13 protein-coding genes are annotated in these 19,383 nt (G+C 40.1%); 8 read left to right on the forward strand and 5 right to left on the reverse strand.

Features of this window, described 5'->3' with window-relative positions:
* Positions 1 to 16 precede the first annotated feature (16 nt).
* Complete coding sequence (locus KF872_06760; GenBank protein MBX2903241.1) at positions 17 to 1,096, forward strand: c-type cytochrome; 1,080 nt, start codon at positions 17 to 19, stop codon at positions 1,094 to 1,096.
* A 54-nt stretch (positions 1,097 to 1,150) separates the two neighbouring features.
* On the opposite strand, the gene KF872_06765 is transcribed toward KF872_06760, so the two are convergent.
* On the reverse strand, positions 1,151 to 1,558 hold the full coding sequence (locus tag KF872_06765; protein ID MBX2903242.1) for a 6-carboxytetrahydropterin synthase: 408 nt from the start codon (positions 1,556 to 1,558) through the stop codon (positions 1,151 to 1,153).
* A 174-nt stretch (positions 1,559 to 1,732) separates the two neighbouring features.
* Here KF872_06765 and KF872_06770 point away from each other — a divergent pair, with 174 nt between their 5' ends.
* From KF872_06770 to serA, 4 genes are all read left to right on the forward strand, one after another.
* A complete protein-coding gene (locus KF872_06770) occupies positions 1,733 to 3,532 on the forward strand; it encodes a CHASE3 domain-containing protein (GenBank protein ID MBX2903243.1) in 1,800 nt (599 codons plus the stop codon).
* A gap of 57 nt (positions 3,533 to 3,589) precedes the next feature.
* Complete coding sequence (locus KF872_06775; protein ID MBX2903244.1) at positions 3,590 to 6,046, forward strand: heavy metal translocating P-type ATPase metal-binding domain-containing protein; 2,457 nt, start codon at positions 3,590 to 3,592, stop codon at positions 6,044 to 6,046.
* Between the two features lie 393 nt (positions 6,047 to 6,439).
* Entirely contained in the window at positions 6,440 to 7,843 is a 1,404-nt protein-coding gene (locus KF872_06780) for an FAD-binding protein (protein MBX2903245.1), read from the forward strand.
* Positions 7,844 to 7,884: 41 nt separating this feature from the next.
* Positions 7,885 to 9,117, forward strand: coding sequence for a phosphoglycerate dehydrogenase (gene serA / locus KF872_06785; protein ID MBX2903246.1), 1,233 nt, complete (start codon positions 7,885 to 7,887; stop codon positions 9,115 to 9,117).
* 2 nt (positions 9,118 to 9,119) lie between these two features.
* Here serA and KF872_06790 read toward each other — a convergent pair whose 3' ends face one another.
* The 4 genes from KF872_06790 to KF872_06805 all read right to left on the reverse strand — a co-directional run bounded on the left by KF872_06790 (position 9,120) and on the right by KF872_06805 (position 14,624).
* Positions 9,120 to 10,151: a PorP/SprF family type IX secretion system membrane protein gene (locus tag KF872_06790; protein ID MBX2903247.1), complete on the reverse strand. Its 1,032-nt coding sequence runs from the start codon at positions 10,149 to 10,151 to the stop codon at positions 9,120 to 9,122.
* Positions 10,152 to 10,224: 73 nt separating this feature from the next.
* A complete protein-coding gene (locus tag KF872_06795) occupies positions 10,225 to 11,526 on the reverse strand; it encodes a gliding motility-associated C-terminal domain-containing protein (protein ID MBX2903248.1) in 1,302 nt (433 codons plus the stop codon).
* A 193-nt stretch (positions 11,527 to 11,719) separates the two neighbouring features.
* Positions 11,720 to 13,651, reverse strand: a complete 1,932-nt coding sequence (locus KF872_06800) for a phytanoyl-CoA dioxygenase family protein (GenBank protein MBX2903249.1) — start codon at positions 13,649 to 13,651, stop codon at positions 11,720 to 11,722.
* 52 nt (positions 13,652 to 13,703) lie between these two features.
* Positions 13,704 to 14,624: a phytanoyl-CoA dioxygenase family protein gene (locus KF872_06805; GenBank protein ID MBX2903250.1), complete on the reverse strand. Its 921-nt coding sequence runs from the start codon at positions 14,622 to 14,624 to the stop codon at positions 13,704 to 13,706.
* A 156-nt stretch (positions 14,625 to 14,780) separates the two neighbouring features.
* On the opposite strand from KF872_06805, the gene KF872_06810 reads away from it, so the two are divergent.
* The 3 genes from KF872_06810 to KF872_06820 all read left to right on the forward strand — a co-directional run bounded on the left by KF872_06810 (position 14,781) and on the right by KF872_06820 (position 19,349).
* A complete protein-coding gene (locus KF872_06810; GenBank protein MBX2903251.1) occupies positions 14,781 to 16,103 on the forward strand; it encodes a glycosyltransferase in 1,323 nt (440 codons plus the stop codon).
* 164 nt (positions 16,104 to 16,267) lie between these two features.
* On the forward strand, positions 16,268 to 18,121 hold the full coding sequence (gene asnB / locus KF872_06815; protein MBX2903252.1) for an asparagine synthase (glutamine-hydrolyzing): 1,854 nt from the start codon (positions 16,268 to 16,270) through the stop codon (positions 18,119 to 18,121).
* Positions 18,108 to 19,349, forward strand: a complete 1,242-nt coding sequence (locus KF872_06820) for a glycosyltransferase (GenBank protein MBX2903253.1) — start codon at positions 18,108 to 18,110, stop codon at positions 19,347 to 19,349. The genes asnB and KF872_06820 overlap by 14 nt, the downstream gene beginning before the upstream one ends.
* Positions 19,350 to 19,383 lie beyond the last annotated feature (34 nt).

Below are 19,383 nucleotides of genomic sequence, written 5' to 3' on the forward strand. Positions count from 1 at the left end.
CACTAAACCAAAAAACATGAAACATTTACTTTACTTGTTATTAGCCATATTACTCTTACAATCTTGTAATAACAGCAACAAAACTCCACAAGAGCAAACAACCGATTCAACAACACTTTCTGCAGATGCGGAGCGCTTTTTACTACAAGATGCTCAGGAGGTATTTGAAGCACTTCCTGCACGAGCAGAAAGCCAAACTAATTTACTAACCGAAGAAAAAATATTGCTGGGCAAGGCACTGTATCACGATGCTCGCTTATCTAAAACAGGAAACAACAGTTGCAATTCTTGCCACAACTTAAACACCTTTGGCGTAGATAATAAAAGCACCTCTGCAGGCGATGCAGGCAAAAATGGCGATAGAAATTCACCCACCGTTTTAAATGCAGCTTTTCATAAAATACAATTTTGGGATGGAAGAGCAAACGATGTAGAACAGCAAGCAGGAATGCCCATCTTAAATCCGGTTGAAATGGCAATTCCATCTGAGGCATTCTTAGTTAAGCGATTAAAGGAAATTAAAGAATACCAAGAATTGTTTGGCAAGGCTTTTCCTAACGATAAAGATCCATTAACCTTCAAAAATATTCAGAATGCAATAGCTGCTTTTGAGCGCACATTGGTTACGCCTTCTGCATTCGATAACTACTTAAACGGACAAACCGATGCACTTACAGCACAGCAAAAAGCCGGCTTACGCGAGTTCTTAACTATTGGCTGCCAGCAATGCCATGCAGGCGCAACATTAGGAGGCACCATGCTGCAAAAATTCGGACTTTTCAGCAACTATTGGGAACATACAAAATCTGCCACACACGATAAAGGAAGATTCCAAGAAACAAAAAATGAAGGTGATGAATTTGTGTTCAAATCCTGTGGTTTACGCAACTGTGCCGAAACATATCCATACTTCCACGATGGTAGCGTAAGCGATTTAAAAGAAGCCGTGCGCATTATGGCAAAAACTCAGCTAAACAAAGACTTGAGTGAAGAACAAGTTGGTTCCATCACTGCATTTCTAAATTCATTAACCGGAAAGTTACCACAAGAAGCTACAGTAGTTCCCGATTGGGTACCACAGGTTAAAACAAACTAAAAAGTGGGTTTTGTTTTTGAAAGTAAGCAGTTTGAAAATTTCAAGCTGCTTTTTTTATGCAGGAAACTCAAAGTAATTGCGCTCAGTTTCCCAAAGACGGACTGCTAAATCGTACTTATCTTCTAAGCATGCACGAATAAGGTTGTATATCACCACTACAATATTTTCGCCTGTGGGATTTAGGTCTTTAAACTCTACAGTATCTAAGTTTAAGTTTTTATGATCGAAGCGCTCAATCACTTCTTTTTGAATAATACTATTTAGTATTTTCAAATCAATTAAGTATCCGGTTTCGGGATCTACCTCTCCCATTATCTTTACTTCCACCACATAATTGTGCCCATGCCAATTGGGGTTATTGCACAATCCAAATACCTCATTGTTTTTCTCGTGGCTCCATTCCTTTCTATATAACCTGTGTGCGGCATTAAAATGGGCTTTTCTGAATACGGCTACTCTCATACACTTTCGTTGGTGTAAATCTATTCCATTTTTTTATGCATACACTACTTTACACACACATACAACTTAATAAGTAATCTAAAAAAACAGCCTCCATTTCTTGCTGTTGTAATTAAAAAATTGCAGATTCACCACTCATTCTGTAATTACTCTTCAGCACCAATTATTTAATTCATGTTGAAGGGCATATCTACTTTTTTTTCAGATTTTTCTTTAAAACAACGGCTCTATTGGGGCTTCTTTGCGTTGCTAATGCTTGTTGGTTTAAGCATAGCTTTGGTTATTTTTAATTTCTCAAAATTCAACCAAGCCAACGATTGGCTTTCACAAACCAACTTACTAATTCAACATACAGAAGAAGTGCTAGATGAAATGCTGGACATGGAAGCCAATGCAACCGATTATGTACTTACCGGCAACGAAAAATATCTAACACATTACCAAAGAGCACACACTAGTTTCAATCATAATTTCAAACTTCTACTCCAACTTAACAATAAAAATTTCCCACCCAAAAACAGTTTTAAAAAATTAGAAATTGCTGCCAACAAGCAAATAGAATTAACCCAAAAACTTATTACCACCCGCCAAAATATTGGAGCTAAAGCTGCGATAATTGCTATGCAATCCGATACACCTAACATATATATGGATAACTTTAGAACTACTCTTTTGGCCTTTGAGCGCGAAGAAAAGGAACTACTAAAAATACGACAACAAAAACAAGAATCTTGGCAATTGAGTTCGCAAATTGCCTTTATTGCACTTATACTCTTAATGTTTGCTGTTTTGGTTATTTCATTTAAAAGCATTGCCAATAACTTAAAACAAAGAATTACTGCCGAAGAAAATTTGCAGGTAGAAAAGCAATTGCTACAAAATATAATTGACAATACATCAACCCTTGTTTTTATAAAAGATAAAACCGGGAAATACCTCTTAGCCAACAAGCAATTCACAGATGTATTCAATATCCCTGCGGCAGCAGTAACAGAAAAAAGTGATGCCGATTTATTTCCTTCCGACACTGCACTAAAACTTCGCGAAACCGATAGCAAAGTACTTACAACCGGCATACCTATGGAGCTTGAAGAAATAGTTCCCATACAAGGAAAAGCACATACTTACCTTTCAATAAAATTTCCATTGCGAGATAGAGATGGCAACATATACGCACTCTGCGGTATGAGCACAGATATTACCGAGCGCAAACAACACGAGTCGCAAATACTAAGTTTAAATACCCAACTCGAAACAAACAACCAGCGCCTGCACAATATCAATAAAGAATTAGAAGCCTTTACTTACACCGTTTCGCACGATTTACGTGCACCACTGCGGGCAATCAATGGTTTTGCCTCGCTGCTGCAACGCCAAAGCGAAGAGAAAAATTTTGATGCAGATACTATGCGTATTATGACTATGATGCGCGAAAATGCAGCCCAAATGGGGCAACTGATAGACGACCTTTTGGCATTCTCAAAACTAGGTCGCTACAAGCCCAACTTTCAACTCACAGATATGAAAGAGGTGGCAAATGCCGTAGCAGCACAACTTACTTACGAAAACAGCCCCTCAAAAATACTGCTCAACATTAAACATATAGAACCCGCCATTTGCGATTCAAGTTTAATTAAGCAAGTATGGATAAACCTTGTTTCTAATGCCATAAAATACTCTTCGCAAAAACCAAAACAGTTTATAGAAATAGGCAGTACCAATAACAATGGAGAAATAATTTACTATGTAAAAGACAATGGTGCCGGTTTCGATATGAAGTATTACAACAAACTATTTGGGATATTCCAACGCCTGCATTCCAGCATGGAGTTTGAAGGAACCGGAGTGGGCCTTGCCATTGTAAATAGAATTGTAAAGCGCCACAGTGGAAAAGTATGGGCAGAATCTACCCTTGGCGAAGGTGCCACATTCTACTTTTCGTTGCCTGCCCAACCACGCCTCTCCGATGTGTAAGCGGCATGACATTCATCATAGTTTTATACCGCAATAAAGTACAAATTTGTGCTTGTAATGAAACAGGTACAGCAGGGCGCATTAAAAGTTTGCTATCACTGTGGCGAAGACTGTAAAACCGAAATTCAATTCGATAAAAAATCGTTTTGTTGCGAAGGTTGCAAAACAGTTTACTCGCTGCTTAGTGAAAACAATTTGTGTACCTACTATAACTTAAATACCAATCCGGGCACTTCACTCAACAAAGAAATTAGCCCCCACAAATTTGCCTATCTCGAAGATGCACAAGTAATAACACAGCTGCTGAACTTCAACGATGGCAACCTTTCTACCGTAACCTTCTATATTCCGCAAATACATTGCAGCTCGTGCATTTACCTGCTCGAAAATCTTTACCGGATAAAAAAAGGAATACTGCGCTCGCATGTAAACTTTATGAAACGCGAAGCCAATATTACTTTCGACAACACTATTCTAAACCTCCGCCAAGTAGTAGAAGCATTGGTACAAATAGGCTATGAGCCACGCATCAATTTAAACGACCTCCAACGCAAAGAAAAAAAGCAACACCTGCGCAAATACTACTTAAAAATTGGTATTGCATTTTTTGCCTTCGGCAATATTATGCTCTTCACTTTTCCTGAATATTTAGGAATAGATGTAATAGCAGAAAGTGGTTTCAGAAAATTCTTCGGCTACCTAAACTTCTTATTGGCATTACCTGTTTTACTATTTAGTGCCAGCGAATTTTTTATTTCGGCATGGAGTGCTGCAAAAGAAAAAACACTCAACATGGATGTGCCCATTGTGTTGGGAATAATTGCCATGTTTATACGCAGCAGCTACGAAATTTTCACACACACCGGAGGCGGCTATTTCGATACACTTTCCAGCCTAGTACTCTTAATGCTTATTGGGCGATTGTTTCAAAATAAAACTTACGATACACTTTCGTTTGAACGCGATTACAAATCCTATTTCCCCGTTGCGGTTACAGTAATAAACAACCAAAAAGAAACCTCTATACCGCTCACAAAATTACGCATTGGCGACCGCCTGCTTATTAGAAACCACGAGCTTATTCCTGCCGATGCAAAACTGGTGAAGGGAAACGCCAATATAGATTACAGCTTTGTTACGGGCGAAGCAACCCCTATTGCAAAGCAACAAGGCGATTTAATTTTTGCAGGTGGTAAACACTTAGGCAGCGCCATAGAACTTGAAGTAATTAAAGATGTATCGCACAGCTACCTCACGCAACTTTGGAACGATAGCGCCTTTCATAAAAACGACCACAAAAATATTACTTCACTCGCTACAAAAATGAGTCTTTGGTTTACACCAATAGTAATACTCATAGCTATTGCCGCCACTGCCTTTTGGTGGACATCAGATACCGCCCGCGCCCTAAACGCATTCACTTCCGTACTCATTATTACCTGCCCATGTGCATTGGCACTTTCTTCGCCCTTTACATTAGGAAATGCATTGCGACTGCTTGGGAAAAATGGTATGTATTTAAAAAACACCCTCACCATAGAAAAACTTGCCAAAATAAGCAGCATTGTTTTCGATAAAACCGGTACGCTCACAAATACCAAAGATGCTAAAATTGAATTTGCAGACCTCAACAGCGGAGCAGAAAGTACGGCATCTGCAAACCCTCCGGCATTATCAGATTACGAACTGCAATTGGTAAAATCGCTGGTGTATCATTCTTCGCATCCACTGAGCAAAAAAGTATATGAACACCTAAAAGAAACTCCAATTTTCCCTACACAAGATTTTAAAGAAGAAGAAGGAAAAGGTATAGAAGGATGGGTAGATGAAAATTGTGTTAGAATTGGCTCAAAACGATACTTATGCAACAATAAAAATGCAGACAACAGCACCATTTCAGATTTCAGACACGCCTCAAAAGTATATGTGGGCATCAATGGAAAAGTGCTCGGCTACTTCTTGGTAAAAAACGAATATCGAAAAGGATTCAGCACCCTCATTCAACAGCTCCGCACCAAGTATGAACTATTTGTACTTAGTGGCGATAACGATGCCGAGAAAAACTTTTTGAAACAATATGTACCGGAAGAAAATCTAGTATTTCACCAACAGCCCAGCGACAAATTAAACTATATAAAGAAACTACAGCAACAACACCAAATGGTGATGATGCTTGGTGATGGTTTAAACGATGCAGGTGCATTAAAGCAAGCCGATGTTGGCTTAGTAATTGCCGATGATGTAAATAACTTTTCTCCTGCCTGCGATGGCATTATAGAAGCTGCACAATTTGAAAGATTGAATACACTCATGCAGTTTTCGAAAGATGCCGTTAGGGTAATAAAAATGAGTTTTGCCATTTCCATTCTGTACAACATTATTGGAGTGAGTTTTGCTGTACAGGGAACCATGAGCCCCATTGTGGCGGCTGTAATTATGCCTATTAGCTCCGTAACCATTATACTCTTCACCACTCTTGGTTCTGCCTACTTTGCCGGGCGAAAAGGATTTTAATACCGCTTATACTTTTGCCTTTACCCACACCGAAAAATGCAGCAACCTATCTAGTACCGGAAACCGATTAGCTTCAATTATCACAATACAGACCGACAATGTCAAAGTTTAGTCTATCAAACACCAGAAAGTGTTTACAGAAGACAAAAAGAAGAAGCAGAAACCTTATCTTCACAAAGTGAATCCGAAAACACAATTAACTTATGCCTTTAAAAAGTTCAGCAAATGGGGACACTACATTAGATAGTCCAATTTTTCAAAAAATCTATTTTTAGTAGAAATATCGGATTCCCAATTTTGCTTTAGAAGCCAACCCAACCGCTGTTTGCCACACGTTTAAAACTTTTCACCATTCCTTTCAACTCATAACTATTCCTCTTCTATCTTTGCCCTATGAATTTCAAGAAAATTGAAGCAGCAGATATTGCCTTCTTTGAGCAAACAATTGGAACTGCCAATGTATTTACAGATAACGCTTCCATACAAAAATATGCAGTGGACGAAACGGTAGATGCCGCTTTTGCGCCCGAAGTAGTTTTAAAACCAATAAGTGCCGAGGAAATTTCAAAAATATTAAGCTATTGCAACGCACAGCATATTCCTGTTTCGCCCCGTGCGGCAGGCACCGGATTAAGCGCCAATAGTTTGCCCATACACGGTGGTGTTACGCTTTCTATAGAAAGAATGAACCGCATTCTTGAAATAGACGAACGCAACTTGCAAGTAACCACAGAGCCGGGAGTTATTACCGAATTGCTTCAAAATACCTTAAAAGAAAAAGGACTGTTTTATCCGCCCGATCCTTCGAGCAGAGGCACCAGCTTTATTGGGGGCAATGTGGCTTGCAACAGTGGAGGCCCGCGTGCCGTAAAGTATGGTGTAGTAAAAGATTATGTTTTAAATTTAGAAGTAGTATTGCCTTCGGGTAAAATTATGTGGACAGGTGCCAATGTGCTTAAAAACTCCACCGGCTATAATTTTACGCAACTCTTTGTGGGCAGCGAAGGCACGCTTGGTATCATCACAAAAATTGTATTGAAACTTATACCGCATCCCAAAACAAATTTGGTAATGCTGGTACCATTTAAAAGTATGGAAAAAGCCAGCGAAGCCGTAAGCGCTATTTTCCGTGCCGGAATAGTGCCTTCTTGTTTAGAATTTATGGAGCGCGATGCCATTGAATGGGTTTGCAACTTTTTAGGCGATGTAACCATTGCCATTGACGATGAAACGCAAGCCCACCTGCTCATTGAAATGGATGGAAACGATATTGCCCAAATACAAAAAGAATGTGAGCAACTCTATGAAGTTGTGAATGAATTTGATTGTGGTGAAATTCTTTTTGCCGATAACGAAGCTCAAAAAGCAGACCTATGGCGCATGAGGCGCAATGCCGCTTATGCTATTAAAAAAACAGCCATAACCATAGAAGAAGATACCGTAGTGCCACGTGCCGACCTTCCTATTTTACTAAAAAGCATCAAGCAAATTGGTGCAAAATACGGCTTTAAAAGCGTGTGCTACGGACATGCTGGCGATGGCAATGTGCATGTGCGTATAGTAAAAGGCAGCTTAAGCGATGAAGCATGGAAAACCGAAATACAAGGAAAAGCCGTGCGCGAAATTTTTGAAAAAGTACACCAACTAAAAGGAACCATTAGCGGAGAACACGGCATAGGCTGGATTCAACGCCAATACATGGATATAAAATTTGATGCTGCACACCTCGATTTAATGCGTGGAGTAAAAGCTGTTTTTGACCCTAATGGCATTTTAAACCCTTCAAAGATTTTTTAATTACTCATTGTAACTTTGCACTTGCTTTATCAAAACAACCTATGAGCAAAAATACCAGCTATCCAAAAGACAAAATAAAAATTCTGCTACTCGAAAACATTAGCGATGCAGCAGTAGAAGAAATTAGAAATGCCGGATACGAAAACATAAAAAAAATATCGGCAGCATTAACAGAAACCGAACTTGCAAAAGAGCTTAAAGATGTACACCTGCTTGGCATACGCTCCAAAACACAGCTTACCGAAAAGGTAATACAGAAAGCCAATAAGCTATTGGCAGTGGGGTGCTACTGCATTGGCATAAACCAAGTAAACATAAACGCTGCCACGCAAAATGGAGTAGCTGTTTTTAATTCGCCATACTCCAACACTCGCTCGGTAGCTGAGTTGGTACTGGGTGCAAGCATTATGCTTATTCGAAAAATTATTGATAAAAATAAAGCCGCACACGAAGGCACCTGGCTTAAAGACGCCAAAGGAAGTTTTGAATTGCGCGGCAAAACACTTGGCATTATTGGCTATGGCAATATAGGATCGCAAGTAAGCGTATTGGCAGAGGCACTAGGCATGGATGTTATATTTTATGATGTAGAAAGCAAGTTGCCCTTAGGCAATGCACAAAGTGCACGAACCATTAAAGAGCTATTGGCAAAATCGCATATTATTTCACTCCATGTACCCAGCGATACCACCACACGAAATTTAATAAATGCCACTACTCTTTCGCAAATGAAAAAAGGTAGTATTCTAATTAACTACAGCCGTGGCGATGTGGTAGATATTCCGGCACTAAAAAATGCCTTAGTGAACGGCCATTTAAGTGGTGCAGCAATAGATGTATTTCCCGATGAACCCGAAAAAAATGGAGCCAATTTTCACTCAGAACTCTGTGGACTTTCAAACGTAATTTTAACACCTCACATTGGTGGCAGCACCGAAGAAGCGCAGTACAATATAGGCTTAGATGTAACTTCTAAATTACTCAACTTTTTGGAGCGCGGCATTACTACTGGTTCGCATTCAATTCCACCATTAAACCTAACTCCGCAAGCAAACACACACCGTATTTTGCATATACACCGAAATGTGCCGGGCGTGCTGGGGCAAATAAACTCCAGGCTTTCTACCCACAACATAAACATACTTGGGCAGTACCTAAAAACAAACGACAATATTGGTTATGTGGTATTAGATGTAGATACCAAACTTTCTAAAGATGCCTTGGCATTGCTGAAAGAAATAAACGAAACCATTAAAGTGCGTTTGGTATATTAACCCTAAAACATGGGGCAAAAAATTATGCTCTTATTGTTCTTCTTTTTGCCAATATAAATAGCCGTAATTTCCAGTGCGCCCAAGCCCGGTTTTACCTTCCTAAAGCTCGAAACCGTAAAGTCGTAACTCACGCCCAACTTAAAGCCTTTGTAATCGAAAGAGCCGTATAATGCCACCGCATCTGCCTGAGCAGCCCTACTAAAAAAATCGTTTACACGCACCATACTTCCTAAAGAAACAGTTGCCACCGGAGTTACATCATAAGCTACCGAAAGCCCCGGCAGCAGTTCGTTTGCGCTAGTTTGCATCATATACATTACACTCGGCAATACATGTATTAAGCGCCCAAGCGTAACATCTACTCCGGTATGAATATTCCAACGCAAAAACCAAGGGCTTTTGGAATGCTGCAAAAAATTCTCCTGTGGTTGAACTACATTAAACACACTTCCTCCCGCATACATACTTACTCGCTGATTAAACTTTCCTAACCACAACACACCCGAGTTTAGGTTAAACAAATGCACACTAAACGATGAAAAACTTTCGCCATTGCTAAGTGAGGGCTCGAATGTAGCTCCAATAAACTGGGTAGAAAATGTAAGATTAGAAGCATTTAAACGCTTATTGGTATAACCCAACTGAACACCAAGCGCTAACTGATGACGGTTTCGCTTGCCCAGTGCCTTAATATATGAAAACGAACCACAACCGGTAAAACTGCTTAAAGCCTTACCTCCGGCTTGGTCGCTAATAAATAAACCGCCAATGCCCACGGCATCGTTGTTTACCTCTATCGGCATATCGAAAAAAACAGATGGTGTTGAATACGTAGAGTGTAAAAAAGAAGTATTTCCGGCACCAAACCACTGATTGCGGTATGCAGCTCCCACACGATAACCGCCTCTGGTAAAACCCGTAAGTGCAGGATTTAAAGTGAGTGGAGAATTGAAAAACTGCGTGTAGTGTATGTCTTGTGCCACAAGCATACTACTCCATAAAAGCACACCACAAACAGCCAGTATTCTAGTCATGTAACCCACCGTTAAAAAAGAATGCTCCTCAAATTTAATGTTTGAGGAGCATTCTTAAAAAGTAAATTATGCTTTAGTAAAGTACGGTGAAAGGGCGAACTTCATTCTTAATTTCGCCATTCAGTAATTTAATTTTGGCATACAACATATATGTACCTGTTGGTTGGAGTTTTCCAGAGAAAGTGCCATCCCAAGTATCAGAATTTTCTTTCTCTTTATCAAAAACCAACTCGCCCCAACGGTTGTATATTTTCATGCTTTCCACCGTTGCTACACTTTTATCTACCACACCAAAACGATCGTTTTTGTTATCTCCGTTAGGTGTAAATACCGAAGGGAATTCGTATTCTTTAATATTCTTTTTAGTAATTAAAGCATGAACTTCATTATCGGAACTTGCCCATCCTGTTTTAGTTACAAAATCAAAAGGCGCTGTTTGTCCGGTTCCATCGGCAATTAAATCTTCCCATTGTGGCAAACCTTTCCAACGGCCAATGCTATTAAATGAACCATCTACCGATTGCTTATACAATATGCTTAAATCTGCATTAAGTGCATTGCCTAAAGATTGCTTTACTAAATGATAGAATTGGTTATTTACCACATCTACATTGGCTGCTTTTACGGCAACATCAAAACCATCGTTGGTTGGATCATTATGCACAAAACGAGCATCATATACTGCTTGAGTGCTATTGGTGGGTTTTAAAACCAATGGGCGCACGGTAGCTACACCGGAGGTGCTTGAACCTAACGGAAAATAGTAATCGCTTGTACTCAAAGTAGCTCTGGTTAAGCGTCCTGCGCCTGTGCTACTTACAAATGAATTAGCATCGTATGCAATGGCGCTGGCATTGGCAGAAGTAATATTCAATTTTTGCTCTCCGGTAGCAAACTCTACTCCATTTTTAAGGGTAAATAGATTGGTAACGTTAGCATCTACCGTATCTAAATTTTTTACTGAGCCTGCGGTTTCCTGTGCTTCTAAATTGTAAAACGATGTAATTACAGTACCTTTTACAAACTGCGTGTTTCCCAGTAACTTCACAGTGCTTTCATCGGCAGTGAAGAGTTTATTGTTTTCCCAATTACCATAGAGATTAAAAACTCCGGTATCTTTTCCTGCCGGTTGGTTTACAAAACTACCTCCGGTGAGTTCTGCGCCATTTACCAAATCGCCTTTTACGGTAAGCCTGCCCGCATTGGATAGCAATCCGGAAGTGCCACTGTTTTCGAGGTCGAAACCCACATAAACATCTACATTATCAGTAATGCCAACTGTTGCGCCATTATTAAAAAACACATTGGCTTGCGAAAAAATGTTGCACGAAAAGGCAAGTGCACCAAAAGTCGAAAGTGTTGTCTTCAGATTCATTTAAATAAAAATTGGAGCGTGAATATAACAGTATATAGCCATTTGTTGAAAAAAAACGAAACTTTTTCTGAAATGCAGATGCAGCTTACGTTTCAGCAGATGCCATTTATGCACACGTATATTGTATGCTTACAATAGAGTACACACACTCTTGCTGCGTACTACGTATGCGTTTTTCAACCTAAATGGTGTATTAAGCCCCAACCAGCCGCTTTTTTATTTCGCGGGCAATATTGAGCGGTGTGTATTTTTCAAAAAAGGTTCTGTTATCTACCCACTCATTAGTTGTGGTAGGTTCGTGTACTTGCACTTGTGGTGTATGCACTACCGGAGGTTCTTCTTGCACCGTTTTTTCCTCTGTGTTGCTGCTACCGCTGTATCCAAAAAGCTTGGCCAACTTTTCTGTCATTGGAATATTGTATTCATTGCCTGCCGCTTTTACTACTTCAATCATTTCATCGGTAGTATATTTGGTAAACTCGTAAGGCACTTCTACCGGTTCGCCATAGCCTTCAATTACTTTTCCGGCATCGTACATTTTAGAGAGGGTAGCGTTTTCGTATTTCAGAAAGAAATCTTCATTCACATTATAGCGCAGCATGGTATTTAGCTTGCCATCGGGTTTCATGTAATAGTGTACCAAATTGGCTCCTGCTTGTGTAACACCCACTCCGGCCGCAAGCCGCACGCCATTGGAAGTATTCGGTGGCGATGCGTGGAAAGTGCGGTTATCAAACATCAATACTTCTCCGGCTTTTACATTTATTGTTTTTAAATACGGAAAAATGCTAAACATGTGCTCTGCCAACGGCACCGGGCATTGTGGCGATGGCGATGGTCTATGATTTTGCATTAATTTATGGCTTCCGCGAATAACGCCCATGCCGCCATTGTCTATATCGGTATCTACCAATGCGATCCAACAGGTAATGGAAGAATAACCTTCTTCTTCTTTATCTACAAAACTCCAATCTTGGTGAGCCGGAACTACTCCTTTAGGATTTATTTCTTTTACTACATAACTGGCAACAAAAGGCTTAAAATCTTTTAGATGCTCAGCTAAGCGCGGCACGGCAATGCCCCATATTTTTTCGCGTATGGCACGGCACATTTCTTTATCGCTATTATCCATGCTTACATGAAAGCCAAAACCTTTTTCATCTTTAATTGGCAACGATTCATAAAAATTTTTGAGCGTAGCCACTTCCTCTTCATTCAGCAATGGAAAAGTGGCATAGCCTTCGCGCTCAAAAAACTCTTGCTGTGCTTCGCTCTTAAAAATTGGAATCATCTTATACATGCTTTCTGCTTTATGTTGTTTGAAATGCTGCTTGGCGCTGCGGTATTCTTCTGCCGTTACGAAATGCTGTGTGTAGTCGCTCGTTTGCTTTAATTCGCCCATGGTGGGGCGTTTTCCAATTTGTGTATTGTACTGCTGAAAAAAATCTTCGCTTACAAAATATTGCTCCAGTTTGCCAGCTTCGTTTTTGTGATAAAACATGAGCTGTGCGTCTTTGTCTATCAATCCATAAGTAACAGCAATGCGCGATTCGCTGCTCATATTGGCGGGTGAAGCGTGCAGCAATGCCTGCGAAAAAATAAAGGCTTCTCCGGCTTTCATGCGCAGCAGTTTTAAATCTTGCCGCATTTCGGCTTGCACGTTTTTAAACGGATCTTCTAAAGTTGGCGAACGCAGTGCTTTCGAGAAGCGATGGCTGCCATCAATTACCTGTATGGCACCATTGTTTTCATCTACATCTTGTAGCGGAATCCAAATAGTTACACTATCAAAAGTTGGCTCTTCTACTACGGTCCAGTCTTGGTGAATGGGCATTTCGCTTTGTGCCCCGGGCTGCTTGTTTAAAAAGCAACTGCCTAATTTTTTAATGGCGTTGAAGTGCGCTTCTACTTTACTGCCCAACACACTTTCTATTTTCTCGTTTACACTCTTTTTGTGAGCCTCGTTTGTATTAAAACTGCTGCTGTAAAACCCATCGGGAAGTTGCGGATGTTTCTCAAAGAAAAAAGAGCGCAAGTCATGAACTTGCTCTTCGTTCAAAAACGGCACTACTACATAACCATTGAGGTTAAACTGCTGTTGTAAAGTTGAATCCTTAAAAAGCATTGTTTTTTGTTTTCAGTATAAGCAACGATGCAGGCGTTGCGCAATCTTCAAGCTATGCAAACACCTCTTTCAACTTATCTAAAAGACCTTTCTTTTCTTTTACTTCATCGAAGCGCGGAGCGTTCATTCTTTGTATAAACTCTGCTTCGGTAATAAACTGGTGTTTGTATGGAATAGTTTTTACACGTTTTACGTTTCCGGGGTTTTTCCACGGGTTAAACTGCATATAAAAATCTACGTCCACTTCCAGCACTTCTACTTCTTCCATACTTTTTGCCGGATTCATGTGGTAATGAATAGAGGGCATTTCGGCCGGAATACATATCAATTGAATGGCAAGGCGCAAATCGCCAGTTTTGTTTATAGCAGAATAGTGTACAATGCTATCATCCAAGATTACACAATCGCCAGCTTTTGTTTCGAGCGGCACCAAGTGCTTTTCAATAATTTCATTCTTAATATTATCTAACTCCCACGGAATCATTGGGCCGCGAATTTCGCCAAAACGTTTATGGCTGCCGGGTACTACTTGCAAGGTTCCATTTGCTACGGTAGAATCTACCAACGGACACCAAATAGAAACCGTAAAGCATTTTCTTTCATCGGCAAACGCCCAGTTTTCGTGTAGTGGCACTTCTCCGGTGGTGGATTGCTTACGAATATAGTTGGCAATTATAGGGCGATAATCTGCCAATAAGCGATTCATGTGTGGTTTAAAGTATTCTGTAATAATTTTAAATACCTCCTGCTTGTATTCCGGATTTTTATCAATAAAAGTAAAATCGTATGTTACCAATCGGCTGTCTTTTACTCCTGTTTCTTCGGTAGTAATTTGCCCGCCACTATTGGGAAGTGTATCGAAAAATTTCTGCTTAAGCTCTGCAACTTCTTCGGGTGAAATAAACGGCACTCGAACATAGCCGTTCTTTACAAACTCCTCATTCAGCTTATCATCGTTTAATACTTTTCGCATAAAAAAAATTAAGTACAGCCAAATGTAACATTATTGAAATGTTTTAAGCAATGATTTTAGTCATGTTTGTGTAATTACTCATTCTTGAACTTGGGTAAACAAATTGTGTACAAGTAAAATGTATTCTATCGAAAACTGCTATTTTCGCAGCCCTGCATGAAGAAGCTCCTTATCCTTGCCTACGATTTTCCTCCTTATGTTTCGGTGGGTGGCTTACGACCGCACGCATGGTACAAATACCTTCGTGAATTTGGTATAGAACCTATTGTGGTTACTCGCCAATGGAGCAACAAACACGGCAATGCGCTCGATTATATTTCACCAAGCGAAAGCAGCCACACCATTGAAGAAAACAATATGTATGGCACTATTATTCGCGCCCCATTTAAACCCTCTTTAAGCAATCGCCTTTTGCTACAATATGGTAGCGACAAGTTCAAATTTATTCGAAAAGCACTTACTGCATTCGATGAAATTCGCCAGTTTATCACCATTTCCGGACCCAAAAAAACACTCTATACGGCTGCAAGAAATTACCTGCAACAACATAAAGTAGATGCCATTATTGCCACCGGAGAACCGTTTGTACTTTTTTACTTTGCACAAAAACTAAGTGCAGAATTTAATACCCCGTGGATTGCCGATTACAGAGATACTTGGTCGCAAGATGAAAACAGAAGCCGCAATACGCTTTTATACCAATGGAATAACCGGATAGAGAAGAGACTTCTTGCAACTACCCAGCACATTGTTACCGTATCGCCATTTCTACAATTGCAGATACAAAAAAATGCACCAACGCAGCAGTTTCATATCATCACCAATGGCTACGATCCCGATGTTATGAACGAGTTAGCACAGCGGCTTCCTAATAAAGAGCAACTCAGCATTGCATTTGTGGGTACCATTTACAAGTGGCATCCGTGGCAAAGTTTCATTACCCGATTTTCAAAAGTTGTAGAAGCATCGTCAGAAACTATGGCACTCCGGTTTTACGGAACCAATCTCACTGCTGAAATTCAAACATTCTTAGCCTCTTTTCCGCCAAAGACACAGGCTGCCATCACATTTTCGCCTAAACTTTCCAATAAAGAATTGCTGCAAGAATTAACCGGCAATCACGTAATGCTACTGTTTAATTATTACAGTTTTATGGGCACTAAAATTTACGACTATCTGGGAATAAAAAGAAGAATTATTCTATGCTACGAAAACGATAAAAACGCCCTTGCATTAAAAGAAAAATTTTATCCCGTTCAAGAAAACGAATCGCTCAGCAAAACTTTACAAGCCGATTTGCTGCGCGAAACACAAGCCGGCATTGCAGTAAAAGATGAAGACCATTTAGAAACCGTTTTAAAAGACTTACTGGCAGAGTTCACAGCAACCCGAAACATTGAATGCAACTCTATAAACACCGATAATTATTCACGAAAAATTCAAGTAAAAAAACTTGCTGAAATAATATCGGCAATCTAGCATTCCACTATAGCGCAACCATTACAACCTTTGAACACTATACAATTTCACCCAAAGCATATTGCTGAAAATTTTTAGAATTAACCTCTTAAAACAAGCGCTTGTAAGGATTTTGGAAACTGAATACATACAACACCAATAGAACTTTTGAATACAACTTAACCATGTGCGGAATTGCAGGTTTCTTTTCGGTAAATAAAAACATAAGCGAGCAAGAATTGCACGCTATGACCAATGCCATGCCACATCGCGGCCCCGATGCAGCAGGATTTTATGTAAACGAAATCCAAACAGTGGGCTTAGGACATCGCAGGCTCAGCATTATAGATTTAAGCACTGCCGCCAACCAACCCATGTTTTCGCATTGCGGCAGGTATGCTATGGTTTTTAACGGTGAAGTTTTTAACTACCTCGATATTAAACAACAACTGCAATTGCAATGTAAAACCAACTCCGATAGCGAAGTAGTTTTAGAAGCATTTGCCCGCGAAGGAGTACAAGCTGTGCAACGCTTCAACGGCATGTTTGCCATTGCTATTTACGACATTCAAGAACATACACTTTACCTTTTCCGCGATAGGCTTGGCATAAAACCTTTGAACTATTTCTATTGCGAAAAAACATTGGTATTTGCCTCCGAAATAAAAGGATTGCTGCCCTCTAGTTTTGTAAAAAAGCACACGACCATTCACCAAGCAGCCATCTACAATTTTTTGCACCTCGGCTACATACCTGAACCACACAGCATTTACACCAATATTTTTAAACTGCCGGCCGGCAGCTATGCCGTTGTAAAAAATGAAACCTTCAATATTTATGCTTACTGGAAACCCGAAGAACAAATTACAGAAAGCACCATTGCAGATTTCACGCAAGCCAAAACACAACTAAACGAGCTCCTGCTATCGTCAGTAAAATACCGTATGATAAGCGATGTACCTTTTGGCACTTTTTTGAGCGGAGGTATAGATTCCAGCTTAGTAACGGCACTAGCTCAGCAAAACAGCAGCACACCGGTAAAAACTTTTTCTATTGGCTTTAAAGAAGCATCGCACAACGAATCGCAATATGCCCAACAAGTTGCACGACATCTTGGCACTTTGCATACCGAATTTATTGTGAGCGAAAAAGATGCACTCGAACTAACCGATAAAATTTTTACCGCCTACGATGAACCTTATGCCGACTCTTCTGCATTGCCCACCATGCTTGTAAGCAAGCTTGCCAGGCAACATGTTACCATGGTTTTAACCGGAGATGGAGGCGATGAGTTATTTCACGGATATGGTGCTTACACTTGGGCAAAACGCCTGCAACACCCATTGGTAAAACTACTCCGCAAACCATTGGCTACAGCGCTTTCGTGGAGCAACCACACGCACAAGCGCGGAGCAAAAGTGGTGAACTATCCCAATGAACAACATTTAAAAAGTCATATCTTTTCGCAAGAGCAATATTTCTTTAGTCAAGAAGAGTTGAACCAAATGCTGCTGCCATCGGTAACACAACAATTACTGCTGCAAGAAGATGTGCCCACCAAGCGCCTGCTATCGGCAGTTGAAGCACAATCGCTCTTCGACATTCGCTATTATTTAAAAGACGATTTATTAGTGAAAGTAGATAGAGCAACCATGCAGTTTTCGCTCGAAGCACGCACACCATTTTTAGATTACAGGGTGGTAGAATTTGCCTTAAACGTACACGAAAACTTAAAGACACAACAAGGCGTTGCCAAACACCTACTTAAAGAAGTTTTATACGAATATGTACCACGCCAAATTTTCGACCGACCCAAATGGGGCTTTGCCATTCCACTTGCAAAATGGATGAAAGGTGAACTGCAATACATACTTACCGACTGGCTGAGCGAAGAAAATGTAACAACCCTTCAACTTGTGCAAAACACGTATGTACACAACCTAAAAAAACGTTTTATGGCAGGCGAAATCTATTTATATAATCGCCTCTTTGCCTTAGCACTATTGCATAAATGGATGAAAGATAATGCAACAAAATAAACGCCATATTCTATACCTATCGTACGATGGCATTACCGACCCACTCGGCCAAAGCCAAGTATTAGCGTACTTAGAAGGACTAAGCAAACTCAATTACCGATTTACACTCGTTAGTTTTGAAAAACCAGAGCGCTTCCTGAAAGGCAAATCTCTTATAGAAACACGTTGCCAAAAGAGCAGCATACGATGGATTCCGCTTACTTATACCAAGCAACCTCCGGTATTTTCTACCCTATACGATATATGGCAGTTGAAAAAAACTGTACTCCGCATTTTAAAGCAAGATCCATTTGAAATAGTACATTGCCGTAGCTACATTACCGCTTTAGTTGGGCTAGAGCTAAAACAAAAACACCGCATAAAGTTTGTATTCGACATGCGCGGCTTTTATGCCGATGAACGAGTAGATGGCAAAATATGGAACTTAAGTAATCCTTTATACAACACCATTTACAAGTATTTTAAAAAGAAAGAATTGCAGTTTTTCAATACTGCCGATTATGTGATAAGCCTTACCCATGCAGGAAAAAACATTATTCATTCATGGAAAACTATAGCTCAGCAACCTATTCCCATTCAAGTAATTCCATGCTGTGCCGATTTGCAGGTTTTTAACGGTAGTAATGTAAACACCGATGCGCAGCAAGCATTGCGTCAATCGCTTCACCTTACCGAAAACGATTTTGTGCTCAGCTACCTCGGCAGCATTGGCACTTGGTATATGCCCGATGAAATGCTCGATTGCTTTAAAATTTTAAAGGAAGAAAGAACCGATGCAAAATTTCTTTTCATTACTAATGAGCCTCCAAGTTTTATTATAGAAAAAGCAAAGGCAAAGAATATTGCCGAAAGCGATTTGCGCATTGTTGCTTCACCTCATCATTTAGTGCCCTTACACCTTTCGCTCTCCAATGCCGGCATTTTCTTTATTAAACCTGTGTTTTCAAAACAGGCATCCTCGCCCACCAAACAAGGCGAACTTATGGGTATGAACCTTTGGCATATTTGCAACAGCGGAGTGGGTGATGTAGATACCATAGTTGAACAAGCCAATTGCGGAGTAGTGGTAAAAGATTTTACTACCAAAGCATACCAAACAGCCATAAAAGAACTACTCCAAAAAACCACACAAACCAATCTACACATCCGCCAACAAGCATTTCAGTTTTATTCGCTCGAACGCGGAGTACAGTTGTATGCCGAAGTGTATCAACACTTAACCAAATAAATTCATTATGTTTTCGGAATATTGGCACAGCAAT

Source organism: Chitinophagales bacterium (genome assembly GCA_019638515.1).
In the GTDB taxonomy this organism is placed as follows: domain Bacteria; phylum Bacteroidota; class Bacteroidia; order Chitinophagales; family LD1; genus UBA7692.